This window comes from Stenotrophomonas maltophilia group sp. Smal32 (assembly GCF_030237085.1).
Lineage (GTDB): Bacteria > Pseudomonadota > Gammaproteobacteria > Xanthomonadales > Xanthomonadaceae > Stenotrophomonas > Stenotrophomonas maltophilia_Q.
The window spans coordinates 1-18,728 of sequence record NZ_JASJSI010000028.1; the positions used below are offsets into that span (position 1 = coordinate 1).

The following is an 18,728-nucleotide window of genomic DNA, read 5'->3' on the forward strand; positions in this document are numbered from 1 at the left end:
CAAAGGCCAACGTAAAGCGATGATTTTTGGAGGGTGGGGGGGGGTTGTGTTCCCGCACCACCCCGGTTACCCCCGCCGGGGGGGCCTGGTGGCCGCAGACGTGGCCCCCAACGGTCCTGCCCACCCACACCGCCCCACCTCTGACAGATCTCTGCTGCTGTTGGTAGGTGTCGACCCTGGTCGACACGGTAGATCCACGCCATGCGTGGATGAATCTCTGTCAGGCATCAAAAAACGGGCAGGGTCGGATCCCTTTTCAACAGAAAAAGGGCTCCGATCCGAGCATCGCTGAATACGGGACACAGTGCCCCTCTCCTGCTGCTATCGCCAATTCACCTTGACCTGTTAACGTGCAGTAATGACCTGTGGCATTCTCCTCGTAACACATCCCGGGGTCGGGACCGCCCTGCTTGACGTGGCGACCCGGCTCCTGCGGCAATTGCCGCTGAAAACCGAAGCTTTCGAAGTACCGTTCGACGCAGACCTGGACGCCCTGCTCCCGCTCGCCTCGGCCGCCCTGCGGCGGGTCGATGGGGGTGACGGTGTGCTGATCCTGACCGACCTGTACGGCGCCAGCCCCGCCAACCTTGCCGGGCAGCTGGCCCGGCTGGGGACCCCGGTTCGCCGGGTGTCGGCGCTGAGCCTGCCGATGTTGCTGCGGGTGATGAATTATCCGGAACAGGGACTGGATCAACTGCCCGCCACAGCCGCGGCGGGTACCCGTAATGGAGCGATAGTCGACGATGCTTGAACGAGAACTCACCGTGAGCAACCGCCTGGGCCTGCACGCCCGGGCCACCGCCAAGCTGGTGCAGACCCTGGCGCCGTTCCGCTGCAACGTGACCATGGCCGCCAAAGGCCGTGAGATCAACGCCAAGAGCATCATGGGCGTGATGCTGCTGGCCGCCGGCCAGGGCACCCCGGTCACCGTGCGCATCAATGGCGAGGACGAAGCCGCCGCGATGGAGGCGGTGGTCGGCCTGTTCGAACGCCGTTTCGACGAGGACAGCTGAGCGTGCCACGCGCACGCGCCGGCCAGCCCCCTTCCGGCCAACGGCCGGTACTGCTGCTGGCGGGCCACGGTGCCGCCCGCGGCACGGCAATGGGCCGCGCCCGCGTGCGCCTGCCGCATGCACTGGAAGTGGCCGAGCAGCGCGTTGCCGCCAACCAGGTCGAGGCCGAGCTGGCCTGCCTGCATCGCGCGGTGGATGCCGCACGCACGGAGATGCACGAGCTGCGCCAGCGCCTGCATGGGGCCCTGAACCAGGAAGTGGGTGAGTTCCTCGACCTGCATGCGCTGCTGCTGGACGATCCCGAGCTGCTCTATGGCCTGGACGAACTGATCCGCAGCGGACCGTACAGCGCCGGCTATGCATTGCGCCTGCAGCGCGACCGCCTGGCCAAGGTCTTCGACGGGATGGACGATGCCTACCTGAAGAGCCGCATGGACGACCTCGACCATGTGATCGGCCGCATCCATGCCTTCCTGCAGCCCGAACGCCCACCTGCGGTGAAAGGCCTGGCCGGCGAGATCCTGGTCTGCGACAACATCGCGCCCTCTGAACTGGCACAGCTCCAGGCACAGGGCGTAGTCGGCATCGTCACCGCCGCCGGCAGCGCGCTCTCGCACAGCGCGATCCTTGCGCGCAGCCTGCACCTGCCCTTGATCGTCAACGTGCCGCAGCTTCTCAGCCGCATCGCCGATGGCGACGTGCTGATCATCGATGGCGCCGACGGCAGCATCACCGCCAATCCACAGGCCGATAATCTGCGCGACTATCGCGCACGACTGAAGGAACACGCGCGCGAACAGCGCGAGCTCGGCCGCCTGCGCAGCAAGCCCAGCCGCACCCGCGACCAGGTCGACATCGCCCTGCTGGCCAATGCCGAATCGCTGGAGGACGTGACCCAGGCGCATGCGCTGGGCGCCCACGGCCTGGGCCTGTACCGCACCGAATTCCTGTTCCTGCAGCGCAACGAGCTGCCCGACGAAGAAGAACAGTTCCAGACCTACCGCGATGCCGCCCTGGGCATGAGCGGGCGACCGGTGACCATCCGCACCCTCGACCTGGGCGCGGACAAGGCTGATCGCACCGGCCTGACCCTGAGCAACGAGGAAAACCCGGCGCTCGGCCTGCGTGGCGTACGCCTGTCGCTGGCACGGCCGAAGGTAGCCGACACCCAGCTGCGCGCGATCCTGCGCGCCTCGGCCTACGGCAAGCTGCGGGTGCTGGTGCCGATGGTCAGCACCCGCGAGGAGCTGCTGGCGGTGCGCCGGCGCATGCTCAAGCTGACCGAACAGCTGCGCAACGAAGGCCACATGGTGTCCGACCACGTGCCACTGGGCGCGATGATCGAAGTCCCGGCCGCTGCACTGGCGCTGGAAAGCTTCATCGACCTGGTCGATTTCCTGTCGATCGGTACCAATGACCTGGTGCAGTACCTGCTGGCGGCCGACCGCAACAATGAAGCGCTGGGCGAGCTGTATTCGCCGTTGCACCCGGCGGTGCTGCGGCTGCTGCAGATGGTGATCGAGACCGGCGCGCGCCACCGCATCCCGGTGGCGGTCTGCGGCGAGATGGCCGGCGATGCGCGGATGACGCCACTGCTGCTGGCACTGGGCCTGACCGAATTCAGTCTGCATCCCGGCACCCTGCTCGAGGTCCGCCGCGCGATCCGCGAGGCCGATCTGGCGACGTTGCGTGCACGCGCGCCCAAGCTGCTGGCCGCGCGCGACCGCCGCGCCATCGAGCGCTGGCTGGCGCTGGTGGCGGACGCGTCCTGATTTCCGCGCCACGCGCTCGCCGGGCATGGCCCGGCGGAATTTGTGGACCCCGCTGGCCGCTGGCCCGACGCAGATTCGATCCGCAGAAACAGCCCCTTGTTGTTCAAGGGGCGCGCCGACAGGCGCGGGGATAAGGTTGAATGCGTGGACCCCGGTGGCCGCAGGCCAGCGGGGTATGCGTTGAAACATCCCCTTGCGATAATGACGCGCTGAACACCCCTGTTGCCGCATCCTTGCCGGGATCGCGGCTTTTCTTATACCCGCGGGAGCTGCGATGGCTGAAGCTGTACGCCACGACAAGACTGCGCGCCAACTGCGGATGTTGTCCGATGCACTGGACAGCGGCCGGCTGGGCCCGGTGCGTCGCCTGGTCAACACCCTGGCCCCGGCCGAGATCGGCAACCTGCTCGAGTCACTGCCACCGGGCAAGCGCGAGGTGGTGTGGGGCCTGGTCGATCCGGAAGATGACGGCGAGGTGCTGGTCCACGTCGGCGACGACGTGCGCGAAAGCCTGCTCGCGGACATGGACCCGGACGAGATCATCGCCGCGGTCGAAGACCTGGACATCGACGACCTGGCCGACCTGGTCGAGGACCTGCCGGATACGGTCATCGACGAAGTCCTCAAGTCGATGGACCGCGAGAACCGTGAGCGCCTGGAACAGGTGCTGTCCTATCCAGAGGACAGTGCCGGCCGCCTGATGAACCCGGACGTGGTGACCGTGCGCGCCGACGTCAATGTCGACGTCGTGCTGCGCTACCTGCGCCTGCGCGGTGAACTGCCCGACCACACCGACCACCTGTTCGTGGTCAGCCGCCGCCACCAGTACCTCGGCCGGGTGTCGCTGGCGGCACTGGTGACCCACGAGGACACCACCCCGATCAACCGCCTGATCGACGACGAGCAGCCAGCCATCGACGTCGGCGAGAGCGACCAGGAAGTCGCCCGCCAGTTCTCCGACCACGACTGGATCTCCGCGCCGGTGGTGGATGACAACAACATCCTGGTCGGCCGCATCACCATCGATGACGTGGTCGACATCATCCGCGGCCAGGCCGAGCACCAGGCGCTGGGCGCCGCCGGCCTGGACGAGGACGAGGATCTGTTCAGCCCGGTCTGGCGCGCGATGCGCCGCCGCCTGATGTGGCTGTCGGTGAACCTGTGCACGGCCTTCCTGGCCTCCAGCGTGGTCGGCCATTTCGAAGGCACGATCGACAAACTGGTGGCGCTGGCGGTGCTGATGCCGATCGTCGCCGGCCTCGGTGGCAACGCCGGTACCCAGGTGCTGGCCCTGATGGTGCGCGGCCTGGCGCTGGGCCAGGTGGGCGCCTCCAACGCCCGCACCCTGCTGTGGAAGGAAGTGCGCGTCGCGCTGCTGAACGGCGTGATGCTGGGTTCGGTGCTGGGCCTGATCGTGCTGGCCTGGTTCCACTCGCCCGGGTTGTCGGCGGTGATCGCCATCGCGCTGACCTGCAACCTCCTGTTCGCTGCATTGGCGGGCGTGCTGGTGCCGTTGACGCTGAAACGCTTCGGCTTCGACCCGGCGCTGGCCAGCGGCATCTTCCTGACCGCGGTGACCGACTCGATGGGCTTCTTCACCTTCCTCGGCCTGGCCACCCTGGTGCTGCTGCACTGACCGTCCCATGGGTCGGATCCCCGCTGCGCGGGGCTCTGGCCCGATCCCAACTGGATCCCCCATGGCAACGACAATCGAAAACTACTTCCTGCCCGGCTGGCGCGACCAGCAGCACACCTGCCCGGCCTGTGAATGGAAGGGCTGCTCGCGGGCCATGGTGATGGAGCTGGACGAGGACGCCACCGAGTACGACTGCCCGGTCTGCGAGAACCCGCTGCTGGTGGTGCTGCATCCGGACATGGCACAGGTACAGGCCGCCGCTGCCGAAGGCAATGCAGAAGCACAGGAGCAGCTGGACATCATCGCCAGCTTCCCGCGGCCGGAGTGACGCGGCGCATGATGCTGCGTTGACCCACGCCGGACTACGATGCGGGTGACCCTACCGCCTCGGGAACGCCCATGGTCCGTTCGATGTCGCGCTGGCTGCCGCTGCTGGCCTTTCTGATGATGACGGGCTGTGCCTCGCTGCCGGACAGCGCGCGCGGTCGCTTCGAGGCCCGCGCAGTGAAGGTGGATGGCGAAACGGCTTACTACCAGGTGTTCATTCCGGCGGCATCGGCGCGCACGCCGGGCTCGCTGCCGGTCGTGCTGTTCCTGCATGGCTCCGGCGAGCGCGGCGGCGATGGCGTCAAGCAGACCCACGCTGGATTGGGACCGTACCTGCGCGCGCATGCGGCCGATTTCCCGGCGCTGGCCGTATTTCCGCAGGTGCCGGGGCGCGAGGAATGGAGCGGACGCAACAACCGCGTGGCGCTGGCTGCGCTGGACGCCGCCATCGCCGAGTTCGGTGCCGACCCAGCGCGCCAGTACCTGACCGGCATGTCGATGGGAGGCTATGGCAGCTGGGACATCGCGCTGGACGACCCACGCCGCTTCGCGGCGATCGTGCCGGTGTGCGGCGCGGTACTGGCCCCGCGTGCGGTGCGCCCGACCCTGTTCGTCGAGCAGGTCGCGCAGGAGCCCGACCCGTACGCGACCATCGCCCAGCGCCTGCGGCACACCCCGATCTGGATCTTCCACGGCGCACTGGATGACGTGGTCCCACCGGACGACGACCGCCGGCTTCACAGCGCCTTCCTGGCCACCAATGCACGCGACATGCGCTATACCGAGTACCCGGAAGGCAACCACAACGCCTGGGATGCCACCTATGCGGACCCGGCAATGTGGGCGTGGCTGTTCGCGCAGAAGCGCTGAGCCACAGCCCCTGGTAGCTGCCAACCTTGGTTGGCATTGACTGCTCTGGTAGTTGCCAACCTTGGTTGGCACTGGCCTACCTGAAACCAAGCCAGTCCCCGATGTTCATTGGAAGCAGGCCTGTCCATGCTTGCTCCATGCAGAACACACGTCTCCTGCTCGGTCGTCGCTCCAGCATCGGCCTCAGCTATATCCTCACCACCGTCGTCCATGACCGCGCACCGCTCTTCACCAACGCCGCAGCGGCCGCCTTGGCAATGCGCGAATTCCAGCGACTGGATCAGGAAGGCTTCACCCGCTCGATCACCTACGTGGTCATGCCCGACCACATCCACTGGCTGGTCGAACTGCGCGCGGGGACGCTGGAAACCGTCATGAAGCGCTTCAAGTCGCGCACAGCCCAGCAGGCAAATCGCTTGCTGGGGCGGATCGGGCGCGTCTGGCAGGCGTGCTATCACGATCATGCAATCCGCTCTGACGAATCGTTGCACCGGCATGCGATGTATCTGATGGGAAATCCGATCAGGGCCGGGCTGACGACGCGGCTGGGGCAATATCCCCACGCATGGTGCGAATGGGAGCTCGGGGCTTCGTGTGATCCGCTCGACAACTTGGGCGCGGATAGATAGTGCCAACCAAGGTTGGCATCTACCAGAGCGGTGCGCGGTCAAGCCGCGCGGTAAGTGTGTCAACCAAGGTTGACACCTACCAGAGCGGGCATCAGCCCAGCAGGGTTTCCAGCACGGCCATGCGCACGGCGACGCCGTTGGCGACCTGGCGCAGTACCCACGACTGCGGGCCGTCGGCCACCTCGTCGGTCACTTCCACGCCGCGGTTGATCGGGCCCGGGTGCAGCACCGCGGCATCCTTGCCGGCGCGTGCCAGGCGCTCATTGGTCAGGCCGTACTGTGCGTGGTACTGCTCCAGCGACGGCACCAGGCCTTCTTCCATGCGCTCGCGCTGCAGGCGCAGCATCATCAGCGCGTCGACGCCTTCCAGCATCGCATCGAAATCATCGCCGACCACACAGCCCTTCAGCGTCTCGTCGTCCGGCAGCAGCGACTGCGGGCCGCACACGCGGATCTCGCCCACGCCAAGCGTGCGCAGCGCGTGCAGATCCGTGCGGGCCACGCGCGAGTGCTTCACGTCGCCGACAATCACCACCTTCAGCTTCGAGAAATCCGGGCCCTTGGCCTGGCGCAGGGTCAGCATGTCCAACAGGCCCTGGGTCGGGTGCGAACTGCGGCCGTCACCGGCGTTGATCAGCGCAGTGCCCTCGCCCGCCGCTTCGGCCAGGGCGGCCACGGCGCCGTCATCGGGATGGCGCACGACGAAGCCACGCACGCCCATCGCTTCCAGGTTGCGCAGCGTGTCGCAGGCGGTTTCGCCCTTGCGCGTGGACGAGGTCGAGGCATCGAAGTTCAGCACGTCGGCGCCCAGGCGCTGCGCGGCCAGCTGGAACGAACTGCGGGTGCGCGTGGACGGTTCGAAGAACAGCGTGCACACCGCCGAACCGCCCAATACGTGGCGCTTGTTGCCGACGCGACCGACCGCAGCATCGCGGATCTGCCCTGCCCGGTCCAGCAGCTGCAACAGGGTTTCGCGCGGCAGGGCCTCCAGGGTCAGCAGGTGGCGCAGGCGTCCGGAGGCATCGATTTGCTGGGCAGTCATGGCGGGTGTCGGTAGTCAGGGAATGGGGGTGGCGTCGTCCGGCGACGACAGCCAGCGGTCGATGATCACCGCCGCGGCCACGGCATCGAGGGCGGCCGCATCGCGGCGGCGCTTGCGCCCTTCGGCGCGCTCGACGGCGAAGCGGCGGGCGGCTTCGACCGAGCTGGAGCGCTCGTCGATCATCACCACGGGCAGCTTGAAGCGTTCCCGCAGCTGGCGGGCAAAGCCCTGCGCGCGCTTGCGGTTGGGCTGGTCCTGGCCGTCCAGGGTCAGCGGGTCGCCGACCACCAGGCCATCGGGCTTCCATTCCTTGAGCAGGCGCTCGATCGCGGTCCAGTCCGGGCCGTTGCCATGCACATCGACCACCGCCACCGCGCGCGCATGCGCCGCGAAGGCACTGCCGATGGCCACGCCGATCCGTCGCGAGCCGACATCGAAACCCAGAACGGTGCCGTCACGGCGGATCGCCGGGGCAGAAGATACCGGTGCGGGCGCGGCCGGCTCAGACATGGCCGCTGTAATCCGTCAGCCGGAACAGGTCCACGCCGATACGCGAGGCCGCACCCTGCCAGCGCTGCTCCAGTGGCAGCTGGAACACCAGCTCGGCGTCGGCCGGCACGGTCAGCCAGCTGTTCTCGGACAGCTCGCTTTCCAGCTGCCCTGCGCCCCAACCGGCACAGCCGAGGGTGACCACGGCGTTGGCCGGGCCTTCGCCTCGCGCCATCGCCTCGAGGATATCGCGCGAGGTGGTCAGGTACAGGCCATTGCCCACGGTCAGGCTGGAATCCCACGCCCGCGCGTCGTCATGGATGACGAAGCCGCGCTCGGGATGCACCGGGCCGCCGTTGAGCACCATGCGCGCCTGCAGGTCGCCATCGCCGGTGGTGATGTCCATCTGTGCAAGCACTTCACCGAGCGTGTACTCGGAAGGCTGGTTGACCAGCACGCCCATCGCCCCGTTCTCGTCGTGCTGGCAGATCAGCGCGACGCTGCGGGCGAAGGTCGCGTCGAGCAGCGACGGCAGCGCGACGAGCAGGTGATCGGCAAGGGAGGTCGGCGTTACTGGCATGGCCCCATTCTAGCGGCTGGGCGCGCCGGGCGCCTCCACTCGACGGTCACGGCGCGCATAATGACGTCCCACCGCGCAGGAGTTCGACGTGTCCGGTTACTGCCTCATCGCCCCGGGCCATCCGGTGCACGACTACTACCACGCCAACGAGTACGGCTTCCCGCAGCGTGACGAGCGCGAGCTGTTCGAACGACTGGTGCTGGAGATCAACCAGGCCGGCCTGAGCTGGGAAACGATCCTGAAGAAGCGCGAGGGCTTTCGCACGGCCTATGACGGTTTCGATGTGGACCGTGTGGCAGCCTATGCCGAGCAGGACATCGAACGCCTGCTGTCGGACGCCGGCATCATCCGCAACCGGCTGAAGGTGCTGGCGGCGATCCACAACGCGCAGGTGATCCAGCAGCTGCGGGCCAGCCACGGCAGCTTCGCGTCGTGGCTGGATGCGCACCACCCGCGCAGCAAGGCCGACTGGGTGAAGCTGTTCAAGAAGACCTTCCGCTTCACCGGCGGCGAGATCACCGGCGAGTTCCTGATGAGCTTGGGCTACCTGCCCGGTGCGCATGCCGAGGACTGCCCGGTGCATGCGCGGCTGCTAACGCTGTCGCCGCCGTGGTTGCAGGCCGCCACCCGCTGATGGATATCCGCCGGGCATGGACCGGCGTTACCACGCGTGGGTTCCGGTAGTGCCGGCCGCTGGCCGGCAACCCCGTTGAACGGTCACACGCCCATGTAGCGGCCAGGGCGGTGGTTGAACATCAGCACCAGGCTGAGCACCACCGCGCCGATGGCCGAGTACAGCACCTTCGACGGCGACAGCACGAAGAACGCGGCCACCATCAGGCAGGCGTCGTAGGACATCTGCACCTTGCCCGCGCTCCAGCCGCGGGTGCGCTGCAGGTACACCGCCAGGATGCCGATGCCACCCAGGCTGGCACGGTGGCGGATGAAGAACAGGATGCCCAGGCCCGACAACGCGCCACCGACGATCGCCGAGTACAGCGGGTGGATGTGCGAGAAGTCGATCCAGCGCGGCAGCAGGTCGGTCAGCACGCCACAGGCGGTGACCGCGGCGAAGGTCTTCAGGGTGAATTCCCAGCCCATGCGCCGCACCGCCACCCAGTAGAACGGCAGGTTGACCAGCACGAACACCACGCCGAAGTTCCAGTCCAGCGCGTAGTGCAGCAGAAAGGCCATGCCGGCCATGCCGCCGATCATCAGCCCGCTCTTGGCGAAGATGGCCAGCCCCAGCGAGGCCACCATGGTGGCCAGCACCATGCCCTGCACGTCCTCGGCGATCGAGTGGCGCAGCGCTTTTCCGTCGGCGGTGGTGCCGGCGCTGTCGGGCGGCGGGGTCAGCGGACCAGCGGTGACCAGGTGGCCGTCAGCGTCGTCGCACGGCGCGGGGCCATGGGAGGGAAGGGACATACGGGTGGGGAACAGCAGGTGGGGAGCGGTATTAGACACGATCTGCATGACAGTTGCAGATGAAATCGTTCAGCTGAATGCGCCCCACCCCGTTCTCTGCCGGCCGCCGATCAGCCTTTTCCGGCCAGGTGATGCGCCACCAGCGCGTTGGCGTGGCCATGGCCCAGGCCATGCTCACTTTTCAGGAAGCTGACCAGTTCCATGTGTTTCAGGCCCTTCTTCCCGGCCAGCAACCCGAACCAGTGCGCCACCGGCTGCCCGTAGGTCTTCTCGATGGAGGGAAAGTACGAGGCCGGGCCTTTCGGCTTGGTGTCAGTGCTCATGTGCAGCTCCCGTTGAAGTCATTCATTCGACGAACCACAGTCCCTGAGATCGACATCCCCACACGTCTACACAGAATGGGATCGGAGCCGTTCCAACAGCTCGCGGGAAACTGTCGAAGGCGGGGTGGCTCAGGTTGCGGGGGCGTGAGCGCCATGGGCCCGAGGGCATGCCTCGGGCGGGTTGGGCAGGACGCCCAACCCCGGTCTTGCCGTGTGCGCAGGACAGCGCACACGAGCAAGGCGCGACCGAGGCTACATGGGTGAGGGCACTTTGCTTGCGAAGCACTGCTTCGCAAGCGCCCGAACGCACAGCCGCCGGCGGCTGGGCCGGGCCCCGGAGGGGTACTTGCGCCGTCCCCCGCAACCTGAGCCACCCCGCCTCCCACAGGAAGCCAGCTTTTGACGTTGCCGTTGCCGTTGATTCGGCAGGTGCCGGGCGCAGCCCGGCCGTATCATTCCCGCATGCCCCGTGAAAACCTCAACGACCTGCAGGCCTTCGTCCACGTCGCCCGCGAGGGCAGCTTCACCAAGGCCGCCGCGCAGCTGGGCGTCTCCCAGTCTGCGCTCAGCCACGCCATGCGCGGCCTGGAACAGCGCCTTGGTGTGCGCCTGCTGACCCGCACCACCCGCAGCGTGTCCACCACCGAAGCCGGCGCCCACCTTCTGGAAACGCTCGCCCCTCGCCTGGCCGGGATCGAGGATGGGCTGGCCGCGCTGGCCGAGTACCGCGAGCGCCCGGCTGGAACCATCCGCATCAACGCCACCGGCCATGCCGCGGAGTACATTGCCTGGCCGCGGCTGGCACCACTGCTGCAGCAGTATCCGGACCTCAAGGTGGAGCTGACCGCCGACTACGGGCTGGCCGACATCGTCGCCGAGCGCTACGACATCGGCATCCGCCTGGGGGAGCGGCTGGCCCGCGACATGGTCGCCGTGCCGGTCAGCCCGCCGCTGCGCATGCGCGTGGTCGGCGCCCCCACTTACTTCCGCCAGCACGTGGTGCCTCGGCACCCGGACGACCTGGCCGCGCACAACTGCGTGACCCTGCGCCTGCCCACCCATGGCGGGCTGATGCCGTGGGATTTCGGCCAGGACGGCAACGAACTGAGCGTGCGGGTGAGCGGTCAGTGGATCTTCAACAGCATGGGCATGACCCGGGCCGCCGCGCTGGCGGGCAGCGGGCTGGCGTGGCTGCCTGAAGACCAGGTGCAGCCGATGCTGGAGGATGGGCGGCTGCAGTCGGTGCTGGACGACTGGTGCCCGCACTTTGATGGCTATTACGCGTACTACCCGTCGCGCCGGCATGTAACGGTGGCGATGCGCACGGTGCTGGACGCGCTGCGTGGGCCGATGAAGGACTGAGCTGGGGAGTGCGGACCAACGGTCCGCACCCACCACACTCTGCACCCACCCGAGGCAGGATGGCGCGGTGATCAGCCCTTCGCCTGCGCCGCACGCTGTGCGTTGTAGCGCTCGCCGACGATCGACACTTCATCCAGCGCCTGCGCGATGCGCTGCAGTTCCTCCGGCGCCAGCTGCAGGTCAGCCGCGCCCAGGTTCTCTTCCAGGCGGTGGATCTTGGTGGTGCCCGGAATCGGCACGATCCACGGCGCCTGCGCCAGCAGCCAGGCCAGCGCCACCTGCGCCGGGGTCGCGCCGCGTGCTGCAGCAATCGTACTGATGCGATCCACCAGCACCTGGTTGGCGCGGCGTGCTTCCACCTCGAACCGCGGCACGCTGTTGCGGAAGTCGTTGGCGTCGAAGGTGGTATCGGCATTGATCGCACCGGTCAGGAAGCCACGGCCCAACGGACTGAACGGCACGAAGCCGATGCCCAGTTCCTGCAGGGTCGGCAACAGTTCGCGCTCCGGTTCACGCCACCACAGCGAATACTCGCTCTGCACGGCCGCGACCGGCTGCACCGCGTGCGCACGGCGCACGGTGGCGGTGCTGGCCTCGGACAGGCCGAAGTGGCCGACCTTGCCCTCGGCGATCAGGTCGCGCACGGTGCCGGCCACGTCCTCGATCGGCACGTTCGGGTCGACACGGTGCTGGTAGAACAGGTCGATATGGTCGGTGCGCAGGCGTTTGAGACTGGCTTCGGCCACGGCGCGGATGTTCTCGGGGCGGCTGTCCAGGCCGGTATCGGTGCGCGCATCCTTGAAGCCGAACTTGGTGGCGATCACCAGCTTGTCGCGGTAAGGCGCCAGGGCCTCGCCGAGCAGGTCTTCATTGGTGTACGGGCCGTACACTTCGGCGGTGTCGAAGAAGGTCACGCCGCGTTCAACGGCAGCGTGCAGCAGGGCGATGCCCTGGCTGCGCTCGACCGGCTGGCCATAGGCATGGGTCAGGCCCATGCAACCCAGGCCCAAGGCGGAAACCTTCAGACCGCTGCGGCCGAGTTCACGTGTCTGCATCGTGGTGCTCCAGAGGGGGAACGCTGACGATACGCCTGCAGGGGCTGCCGATTGAATGGGCAGCGTTGCAGTTGGTCATGACTGGAATTCATCAATCGCCCGCGCGCGGTAGCGCCGACTGTCAGTCGACTGCTTTCCAACGGCCAGGGAAATCCCGCGCTGCGCGCGAGAGTCGACTGGCAGTCGACTCTACAGATCTGCAGGTCACCGGACCTCGGAGATCTCAACGCCATCCAGGCCCTGTGACAACGTGCGTGCGTCGCCGCCCTGGCTGAGCTTGATGCGCAGGCGCACTTCGTTCTGCGAGTCAGCATAGCGCAGCGCGTCCTCGTAGCTGATCTCACCGGCCTGGTACAGCTCGAACAGGCTCTGGTCGAAGGTCTTCATGCCCAGCTGGACCGAGTCCTTCATCACTTCCTTCAGCTTGTGGATCTCGCCGTCGCGGATGTAATCCTGCACCAGCGGCGTGCCGAGCAGGATCTCCATGGCGACCTTGCGCGAACGGCCATCGGGCGACGGCACCAGCTGCTGCGCGACCACGCCCTTGAGGTTCAGCGACAGGTCCATCAGCAGCTGGTTGCGGCGGTCTTCCGGGAAGAAGTTGACGATGCGGTCCATCGCCTGGTTGGCGTTGTTGGCATGCAGGGTGCACAGCACCAGGTGACCGGTCTCGGCGAACGCGATGGCGTGGTCCATGCCTTCGCGGGTACGCACCTCACCGATCATGATCACGTCCGGCGCCTGGCGCAGGGTGTTCTTCAGCGCGGCTTCCCAGCTGTCGGTATCGATGCCGACCTCACGCTGGGTGATGATGCAGCCTTCGTGCTTGTGCACGAACTCGATCGGGTCTTCGATGGTGATGATGTGGCCGGTCGAGTTCTGGTTGCGGTAGCCGATCATCGCCGCAAGCGAAGTCGATTTACCGGTACCGGTGGCACCGACGAACAGGATGATGCCGCGCTTGGTCATCGCCAGCGTCTTGATGATCGGCGGCAGGCTCAGTTCCTCCACGGTCGGAATGCGCGTCTCGATGCGACGCAGCACCATGCCGACCTGGTTGCGCTGGTAGAAGCAGCTGACACGGAAGCGGCCAACACCGGACAGGCCGATGGCGAAGTTGCATTCGTGGGTCTTCTCGAATTCCTCGCGCTGTGCCGGGGTCATCACGTTGAGGACCAGGTCGCGGCTCTGCTGGGGCGTCAGCGGGGTCTGCGTGATCGGCGAGATCTTGCCGTTGACCTTCATCGCCGGCGGCATGCCCGCAGTGATGAACAGGTCAGAGGCGCGCTGGTGCGCCATCAGCTTGAGGAACGAAGTGAAATCGATGGTGGTCGCGGTTGTGTTCACGGCGGGCTCCCGGAAAGCGGTTTACCAGGTAACGGTCGGTGGAGGAAACAACGCGGAGCGGCCGCGCCATTGCGCGCGCCGTCCGTTGCTGCCCCGCCTTACTCGAACAGGCGCTTGTCCTTGGCGTACTCGCGGGCCTGGTTGCGGGTGATCAGGCTGCGCTTGACCAGGTCCTGCAGGTGCTGGTCCAGGGTCATCATGCCGTACTGCTGGCCGGTCTGGATGGCCGAATACATCTGCGCCACCTTGTCCTCGCGGATCAGGTTGCGGATGGCCGGAGTGCCGACCATGATTTCCCACGCTGCGGTACGACCGCCGCCAACCTTCTTCAGCAGCGCCTGCGAGATCACCGCACGCAGCGACTCGGACAGCATCGAGCGCACCATCGGCTTTTCGCCGGCGGGGAACACGTCGATGATGCGGTCGATGGTCTTCGCTGCCGAACTGGTGTGCAGGGTGCCGAACACCAGGTGGCCGGTTTCCGCGGCGGTCAGTGCCAGGCGGATGGTTTCCAGGTCACGAAGTTCGCCGACCAGGATGATGTCCGGGTCCTCACGCAGCGCAGAACGGAGCGCTTCATTGAAGCCGTGCGTGTCTCGGTGCACTTCGCGCTGGTTGATCAGGCACTTCTGCGAGGTATGCACGAATTCGATCGGATCCTCGACGGTGAGGATGTGGCCGTATTCGTTCTTGTTGATGTAGTCGATCATCGCCGCCAGCGTGGTCGACTTGCCCGAGCCGGTCGGCCCGGTCACCAGGATCAGGCCCTGCGGCTGCTGGATCACCTCGCGGAACAGCGGTGGGCAGGCCAGGTCCTCGAGGGTGAGCACCTCGGACGGAATGGTACGGAACACCGCACCCGCACCGCGGTTCTGGTTGAACGCATTCACTCGGAAGCGCGCCAGCGACGGGATCTCGAACGAGAAATCCACTTCGAGGAATTCTTCGTAATCGCGGCGCTGCTTGTCGGACATGATGTCGTACACCAGCGCGTGGACCTGCTTGTGGTCCAGGGCTGGAATGTTGATCCGGCGAACATCGCCGTCCACGCGGATCATCGGCGGCAGGCCTGCGGACAGGTGCAGGTCGGACGCTTTGTTCTTTACGGAAAACGCCAACAGTTCGGCGATATCCATGAGCGGCTACTCCCCAATAACGGCTTCGACTGGAAGGATCTTTCCCCGGGAGGCAGTATAGCCTCCCGATTCAACGGAACGCGTTACGTGGCCACTCCCCTGCCCCAGATCCTGAGCAACCTGCATGCCGCCGCCGAGGCCGCTGGCAGGCCCGACCCGCGCCTGCTGGCGGTGTCCAAGACCCAGCCGGCTGAGGCCGTGGCCGCGCTGGCCGCACAGGGCCAGCACGCCTTCGGCGAGAACTACGTGCAGGAAGCGCTGGCCAAGATGCAGGCGCTGCAGCACCTGGCGCTGGAATGGCACCTGATCGGCCACCTGCAGTCGAACAAGGCCGATGCCGTGGCCATCCACTTCGACTGGGTGCAGAGCGTGGACCGGCCCAAGCTGGTAGCCGCACTGGCGCGCCATCGTCCGGCCGCGCGTGGCCCGCTGAACGTACTGATCCAGGTCAACATCGACGACGAATCCAGCAAGCACGGCTGCGCGCCGGAGCAGGTGGAGGAACTGGCCACGGCGATTGCCACCGAGCCCAGCCTTCGCCTGCGCGGCCTGATGGCGATTCCCGCGCCGTGGCCCGAGGCCGAGCGCCGTCGGGATGCGTTCGTGCGCATGCGCACACTTTTCCAGGCGCTGACCGAGCAGTACCCGCAGGTCGACACGCTGTCGATGGGCATGAGCGGCGACTACGCTGAAGCCATCGCCGAAGGCGCCACCCTGGTGCGCATCGGTACCGCACTGTTCGGCGCACGCCCGCGCCCAGCCTGACTTTTCGAGGAGATTTCCATGGCAGCTGATTCCATCACCTTCATCGGGGGCGGCAACATGGCGCGCAGCCTGATCGCCGGCCTGATCCGCCAGGGCACACCCGCCGCGCACATCCACGTCGCCGAACCGGTTGCAGCGCTGCGCGAGTCGCTGGCTGCCGACTTCGGCGTACAGGTGCACGACAACGCGGTTGATGCTGCCGCACAGGGCAGCACCTGGCTGCTGGCGGTGAAGCCGCAGGTGCTGCGCGAGGTCTGCCAGTCGCTGCAGGCGCTGGCACAGGCGAACCGACCGCTGGTGGTATCGATTTCCGCGGGTATCACCAGCACGCAGCTGGAGCGCTGGCTGGGTGGCAACCTGCCGGTGGTGCGTGCAATGCCGAACACGCCGGCCCTGCTCGGTGCCGGCGTGACCGGCCTGTACGCCACGCTTTCGGTGGATGCGCAGCAGCACGCGCAGGCCGAGAAGGTGCTGGCCAGCGCAGGCCGCACCGTGTGGATCGACAGCGAAGCACTGATGGATTCGGTCACTGCCGTATCCGGCAGTGGCCCGGCCTATGTATTCCTGCTGGCCGAAGCGATGGAAGCGGCGGGCATCGCCCAGGGCCTGCCAGCCGACGCCGCGCGCACGCTGGTGGTGCAGACCCTGCTGGGTGCCTCGCGCATGCTGGATGAGGCCGGTGAAAGCCCGGCCGAGCTGCGCCGCCGCGTGACCTCGCCGAACGGAACCACCCAGGCCGCGATCGAGAGCTTCCAGGCTGGGGGTTTCGAGGCGTTGGTGGACACGGCGCTGCGCGCCGCGCAGGTGCGTGGACAGGAATTGTCTGCGGCGAATGATTGATCCCCTGGGGTCAGATCCCTTTGCCGAGGCAAAGGGATCTGACCCCATCTACCGCCCCAAGTTGGCCATGACGAAATCAACGAAGCACTGCAACCGCGGGCGCGGCCTGCGATCAGGCAGGTAGATCAGGTGCATCGGCCGTGGTTCGGGCAGGTAGTCGCGCAGCAGCGGCTTCAGGCGCCCGGCGGCAATTTCGCCCGCCAGCAACGCGGTCGGTTGCAACACCAGGCCCGCTCCGGCCACGGCAGCTTCTCGCAGCGCGAAACCATCATTGCAGGTCAGGCGCGCCTCCCAATCCACCTGTTCGCCATTGGCCAGCTGCCAGCCGTGGCCACCACGCCAGGCCAGGTGGCTCAGGCAGTCGTGCCCTTCCAGATCGGCGGGTGTGCGCGGCGTGCCGCGCCGGCGCAGGTACGCGGGCGCCGCGCACAGGCTCATCGCGTACGGCGGCAGCGGCCGCGCCACCACTTCCTGCGACGGCAGCGGCCCGACCCGGATCGCCACGTCGAATCCCTCTTCGATCAGGTCCACGCGGCGGTTGCTCAGGTCCAGCTCGATGTTCAACTGCGGCTGTGCGCGCAACAGCGTGGCCAGCTGCGGAGCCAGCACGCAGCTGCCCCAGGTGGTCGGTGCGCTGACCCGCAGCAGGCCGCGCGGCTGCACCTGCAGGCCGGCCACATCCGCCTCGGCCTGCTGCACCTGCTCCAGCACCTGCCGGCAACCGGCCAGATAGGCCCCACCGGCTTCGGTCAGGCGTTGGCGGCGGGTGTTCCGCTGCAGCAAGGCCGTGCCCAGATGCGCCTCCAGCTGCTGGATGTACTTGCCGACCATCACCGCCGACACCTGCAGCTGTTCGGCAGCCCCTGCAAAGCTCCCGCGCTCGGCCACGGCAACAAAGGCCTGCATGCAGCGCAATGTATCCATTACTAATCCAGAGTTAGGAATCAGCGAAGCATACGCCCCTTACCTAACCCCTTTGTGAGAGCGCAGACTGCGACCATCTCCTCGCAAGGAACGACCATGAAGATTCTCCTCGTCGGTGCCAGCGGCACCCTTGGCCAGGCAGTTGCCCGCCAGCTGGGACAGCAGCACCAGATCCTGGCCGCCGGCCGCCGCAGCGGTGAGCTGCGCGTGGACCTGACCGACGACGCCAGCGTTGCCGAGCTGTTCGCACGCACCGGCCCGGTCGATGCGGTCATTTCCACCACCGGCTCGGTGCACTTCGGCCCGCTGCAGGCGATGACGCCGGCTCAGTTCAACCTCGGCCTGCAGGACAAGCTGCTGGGGCAGGTGCGGTTGGCACTGGCCGCGCAGCATCACCTCAATGCAGGCGGTTCGATCACCCTGACCAGCGGCATCATCAGCGCGCAGCCAATCCGCGACGGCGTCAACGCCACCGCCGTGAACACCGCACTGGAAGGCTTCGTGCGTGCGGCGGCGCTGGAGCTGCTGCCCCGTGGCCTGCGCATCAATGTGGTCAGCCCGAATGTGCTGATCGAATCGATGGCGGCCTACGGCCCCTACTTCCCGGGCTTCGAAGCCGTGAGCGCGCAGCGCGCGGCAATGGGCTACCAGCGCGCAGTGGAAGGCATCCAGAGCGGCGAGACGATCACGGTCTGGTGATCCGCCGGGCATGGCCCGGCGCTACCGGGAGCCGGGCGCTTTATTGCCGGTCATTCCCAGCGCATCGGGCCGTCGCCGCGTTCACCGAGGACGTCTTCGGGATTGGCCAGGCGGCAGCGCTGCAGCGACAGGCAGCCGCAGCCGATGCAACCCGTCAGCTCATCGCGCAGCAGCTGCAGCATGTGGATGCGCTCCTCCAGCTCGGTGCGCCAGCGCGCGGACAACCTGGCCCAATCCGCCTTGGTCGGTGCGCGGCCGTCGGGCAGGCTCTCGAAGGCACGGCCGACCGCTTCCAATGGCATGCCCACGCGCTGCGCTACGCGGATCACCGCCAGCCGGCGCAGAACGTCGCGGCTGTAGCGGCGCTGGTTGCCCGAAGTGCGCAGGCTGCTGATAAGCCCCTTGCGCTCATAGAAGTGCAGCGCCGAAACCGCCACGCCACTGCGCTGGGAGACTTCGCCAACGCTCAGTTCCTGGGACACCATTACTTGACC

The 18,728-nt window shown here is 67.1% G+C and carries 22 protein-coding genes; 12 read left to right on the top strand and 10 right to left on the bottom strand.

Features of this window, described 5'->3' with window-relative positions; all coding sequences use genetic code 11:
* Positions 1 to 358: 358 nt before the first annotated feature.
* From QRO91_RS09060 to QRO91_RS09090, 7 genes are all read left to right on the top strand, one after another.
* Positions 359 to 751, top strand: a complete 393-nt coding sequence (locus QRO91_RS09060; RefSeq protein ID WP_005408386.1) for a PTS sugar transporter subunit IIA — start codon at positions 359 to 361, stop codon at positions 749 to 751.
* The gene (locus QRO91_RS09065; RefSeq protein WP_005408385.1) at positions 744 to 1,013 is read left to right on the top strand and encodes an HPr family phosphocarrier protein; all 270 of its coding nucleotides are present in this window, start codon (positions 744 to 746) and stop codon (positions 1,011 to 1,013) included. Before QRO91_RS09060 ends, QRO91_RS09065 begins: the two co-directional genes overlap by 8 nt.
* A 2-nt stretch (positions 1,014 to 1,015) precedes the next feature.
* On the top strand, positions 1,016 to 2,785 hold the full coding sequence (ptsP, locus tag QRO91_RS09070; protein WP_049427624.1) for a phosphoenolpyruvate--protein phosphotransferase: 1,770 nt from the start codon (positions 1,016 to 1,018) through the stop codon (positions 2,783 to 2,785).
* Between the two features lie 274 nt (positions 2,786 to 3,059).
* Positions 3,060 to 4,421 carry a magnesium transporter gene (gene mgtE / locus QRO91_RS09075; protein ID WP_010483662.1) on the top strand — a complete coding sequence of 454 codons (1,362 nt, stop codon included), beginning with the start codon at positions 3,060 to 3,062 and terminating at the stop codon, positions 4,419 to 4,421.
* 61 nt (positions 4,422 to 4,482) lie between these two features.
* Positions 4,483 to 4,749, top strand: a complete 267-nt coding sequence (locus QRO91_RS09080) for a hypothetical protein (protein WP_049427625.1) — start codon at positions 4,483 to 4,485, stop codon at positions 4,747 to 4,749.
* 71 nt (positions 4,750 to 4,820) lie between these two features.
* Complete coding sequence (locus QRO91_RS09085; RefSeq protein WP_080354970.1) at positions 4,821 to 5,618, top strand: prolyl oligopeptidase family serine peptidase; 798 nt, start codon at positions 4,821 to 4,823, stop codon at positions 5,616 to 5,618.
* A gap of 137 nt (positions 5,619 to 5,755) precedes the next feature.
* A complete protein-coding gene (locus QRO91_RS09090) occupies positions 5,756 to 6,247 on the top strand; it encodes an REP-associated tyrosine transposase (RefSeq protein WP_197650710.1) in 492 nt (163 codons plus the stop codon).
* 91 nt (positions 6,248 to 6,338) lie between these two features.
* On the opposite strand, the gene QRO91_RS09095 is transcribed toward QRO91_RS09090, so the two are convergent.
* The 3 genes from QRO91_RS09095 to QRO91_RS09105 are packed head-to-tail and all read right to left on the bottom strand — an operon-like array spanning position 6,339 to position 8,358.
* On the bottom strand, positions 6,339 to 7,289 hold the full coding sequence (locus tag QRO91_RS09095; RefSeq protein WP_049427626.1) for an aspartate carbamoyltransferase catalytic subunit: 951 nt from the start codon (positions 7,287 to 7,289) through the stop codon (positions 6,339 to 6,341).
* A 15-nt stretch (positions 7,290 to 7,304) separates the two neighbouring features.
* Complete coding sequence (ruvX, locus tag QRO91_RS09100; protein WP_049427627.1) at positions 7,305 to 7,799, bottom strand: Holliday junction resolvase RuvX; 495 nt, start codon at positions 7,797 to 7,799, stop codon at positions 7,305 to 7,307.
* Complete coding sequence (locus QRO91_RS09105) at positions 7,792 to 8,358, bottom strand: YqgE/AlgH family protein (RefSeq protein WP_049427628.1); 567 nt, start codon at positions 8,356 to 8,358, stop codon at positions 7,792 to 7,794. Before QRO91_RS09105 ends, ruvX begins: the two co-directional genes overlap by 8 nt.
* Before the next feature lie 88 nt (positions 8,359 to 8,446).
* On the opposite strand from QRO91_RS09105, the gene QRO91_RS09110 reads away from it, so the two are divergent.
* Entirely contained in the window at positions 8,447 to 8,992 is a 546-nt protein-coding gene (locus QRO91_RS09110; protein ID WP_049427629.1) for a DNA-3-methyladenine glycosylase I, read from the top strand.
* An 83-nt stretch (positions 8,993 to 9,075) separates the two neighbouring features.
* Here the strand turns inward: QRO91_RS09110 and QRO91_RS09115 are convergent, their stop codons facing one another.
* Both QRO91_RS09115 and QRO91_RS09120 read right to left on the bottom strand, forming a co-directional pair.
* Entirely contained in the window at positions 9,076 to 9,783 is a 708-nt protein-coding gene (locus QRO91_RS09115; RefSeq protein WP_049427633.1) for a YitT family protein, read from the bottom strand.
* A gap of 110 nt (positions 9,784 to 9,893) precedes the next feature.
* The gene (locus tag QRO91_RS09120; RefSeq protein WP_014646220.1) at positions 9,894 to 10,106 is read right to left on the bottom strand and encodes a DUF4287 domain-containing protein; all 213 of its coding nucleotides are present in this window, start codon (positions 10,104 to 10,106) and stop codon (positions 9,894 to 9,896) included.
* Between the two features lie 462 nt (positions 10,107 to 10,568).
* On the opposite strand from QRO91_RS09120, the gene QRO91_RS09125 reads away from it, so the two are divergent.
* A complete protein-coding gene (locus QRO91_RS09125; protein WP_049426722.1) occupies positions 10,569 to 11,468 on the top strand; it encodes a LysR family transcriptional regulator in 900 nt (299 codons plus the stop codon).
* Between the two features lie 71 nt (positions 11,469 to 11,539).
* Here the strand turns inward: QRO91_RS09125 and QRO91_RS09130 are convergent, their stop codons facing one another.
* The 3 genes from QRO91_RS09130 to QRO91_RS09140 all read right to left on the bottom strand — a co-directional run bounded on the left by QRO91_RS09130 (position 11,540) and on the right by QRO91_RS09140 (position 15,006).
* Complete coding sequence (locus tag QRO91_RS09130) at positions 11,540 to 12,523, bottom strand: aldo/keto reductase (RefSeq protein WP_049426721.1); 984 nt, start codon at positions 12,521 to 12,523, stop codon at positions 11,540 to 11,542.
* A 204-nt stretch (positions 12,524 to 12,727) separates the two neighbouring features.
* The gene (locus QRO91_RS09135) at positions 12,728 to 13,870 is read right to left on the bottom strand and encodes a PilT/PilU family type 4a pilus ATPase (RefSeq protein WP_080354958.1); all 1,143 of its coding nucleotides are present in this window, start codon (positions 13,868 to 13,870) and stop codon (positions 12,728 to 12,730) included.
* Positions 13,871 to 13,968: 98 nt separating this feature from the next.
* Positions 13,969 to 15,006 carry a type IV pilus twitching motility protein PilT gene (locus QRO91_RS09140; protein ID WP_004147099.1) on the bottom strand — a complete coding sequence of 346 codons (1,038 nt, stop codon included), beginning with the start codon at positions 15,004 to 15,006 and terminating at the stop codon, positions 13,969 to 13,971.
* An 87-nt stretch (positions 15,007 to 15,093) separates the two neighbouring features.
* Between QRO91_RS09140 and QRO91_RS09145 the strand changes: the two genes are divergently transcribed.
* Together QRO91_RS09145 and proC are read left to right on the top strand one after the other, a co-directional pair.
* Positions 15,094 to 15,771: a YggS family pyridoxal phosphate-dependent enzyme gene (locus tag QRO91_RS09145; protein ID WP_049430128.1), complete on the top strand. Its 678-nt coding sequence runs from the start codon at positions 15,094 to 15,096 to the stop codon at positions 15,769 to 15,771.
* A gap of 18 nt (positions 15,772 to 15,789) precedes the next feature.
* The gene (proC, locus tag QRO91_RS09150; protein WP_197650708.1) at positions 15,790 to 16,611 is read left to right on the top strand and encodes a pyrroline-5-carboxylate reductase; all 822 of its coding nucleotides are present in this window, start codon (positions 15,790 to 15,792) and stop codon (positions 16,609 to 16,611) included.
* A gap of 48 nt (positions 16,612 to 16,659) precedes the next feature.
* Here the strand turns inward: proC and QRO91_RS09155 are convergent, their stop codons facing one another.
* Positions 16,660 to 17,535, bottom strand: a complete 876-nt coding sequence (locus tag QRO91_RS09155; RefSeq protein WP_100443775.1) for a LysR family transcriptional regulator — start codon at positions 17,533 to 17,535, stop codon at positions 16,660 to 16,662.
* A gap of 96 nt (positions 17,536 to 17,631) precedes the next feature.
* On the opposite strand from QRO91_RS09155, the gene QRO91_RS09160 reads away from it, so the two are divergent.
* Entirely contained in the window at positions 17,632 to 18,234 is a 603-nt protein-coding gene (locus QRO91_RS09160) for a short chain dehydrogenase (protein WP_049430130.1), read from the top strand.
* A 50-nt stretch (positions 18,235 to 18,284) separates the two neighbouring features.
* On the opposite strand, the gene soxR is transcribed toward QRO91_RS09160, so the two are convergent.
* Entirely contained in the window at positions 18,285 to 18,719 is a 435-nt protein-coding gene (soxR, locus tag QRO91_RS09165; RefSeq protein ID WP_049430131.1) for a redox-sensitive transcriptional activator SoxR, read from the bottom strand.
* Positions 18,720 to 18,728 lie beyond the last annotated feature (9 nt).

Coding starts and splice junctions, on each gene's coding strand:
- QRO91_RS09060 (WP_005408386.1), top strand. CDS start 359: ATGACCTGTGGCATTCTCCTCGTAACACATCCCGGGGTCGGGACCGCC.
- QRO91_RS09065 (WP_005408385.1), top strand. CDS start 744: ATGCTTGAACGAGAACTCACCGTGAGCAACCGCCTGGGCCTGCACGCC.
- mgtE (WP_010483662.1), top strand. CDS start 3,060: ATGGCTGAAGCTGTACGCCACGACAAGACTGCGCGCCAACTGCGGATG.
- QRO91_RS09080 (WP_049427625.1), top strand. CDS start 4,483: ATGGCAACGACAATCGAAAACTACTTCCTGCCCGGCTGGCGCGACCAG.
- QRO91_RS09085 (WP_080354970.1), top strand. CDS start 4,821: ATGGTCCGTTCGATGTCGCGCTGGCTGCCGCTGCTGGCCTTTCTGATG.
- QRO91_RS09090 (WP_197650710.1), top strand. CDS start 5,756: ATGCAGAACACACGTCTCCTGCTCGGTCGTCGCTCCAGCATCGGCCTC.
- QRO91_RS09095 (WP_049427626.1), bottom strand. CDS start 7,289: ATGACTGCCCAGCAAATCGATGCCTCCGGACGCCTGCGCCACCTGCTG.
- ruvX (WP_049427627.1), bottom strand. CDS start 7,799: ATGTCTGAGCCGGCCGCGCCCGCACCGGTATCTTCTGCCCCGGCGATC.
- QRO91_RS09105 (WP_049427628.1), bottom strand. CDS start 8,358: ATGCCAGTAACGCCGACCTCCCTTGCCGATCACCTGCTCGTCGCGCTG.
- QRO91_RS09115 (WP_049427633.1), bottom strand. CDS start 9,783: ATGTCCCTTCCCTCCCATGGCCCCGCGCCGTGCGACGACGCTGACGGC.
- QRO91_RS09120 (WP_014646220.1), bottom strand. CDS start 10,106: ATGAGCACTGACACCAAGCCGAAAGGCCCGGCCTCGTACTTTCCCTCC.
- QRO91_RS09125 (WP_049426722.1), top strand. CDS start 10,569: ATGCCCCGTGAAAACCTCAACGACCTGCAGGCCTTCGTCCACGTCGCC.
- QRO91_RS09130 (WP_049426721.1), bottom strand. CDS start 12,523: ATGCAGACACGTGAACTCGGCCGCAGCGGTCTGAAGGTTTCCGCCTTG.
- QRO91_RS09140 (WP_004147099.1), bottom strand. CDS start 15,006: ATGGATATCGCCGAACTGTTGGCGTTTTCCGTAAAGAACAAAGCGTCC.
- proC (WP_197650708.1), top strand. CDS start 15,790: ATGGCAGCTGATTCCATCACCTTCATCGGGGGCGGCAACATGGCGCGC.
- QRO91_RS09155 (WP_100443775.1), bottom strand. CDS start 17,535: ATGGATACATTGCGCTGCATGCAGGCCTTTGTTGCCGTGGCCGAGCGC.
- QRO91_RS09160 (WP_049430130.1), top strand. CDS start 17,632: ATGAAGATTCTCCTCGTCGGTGCCAGCGGCACCCTTGGCCAGGCAGTT.
- soxR (WP_049430131.1), bottom strand. CDS start 18,719: ATGGTGTCCCAGGAACTGAGCGTTGGCGAAGTCTCCCAGCGCAGTGGC.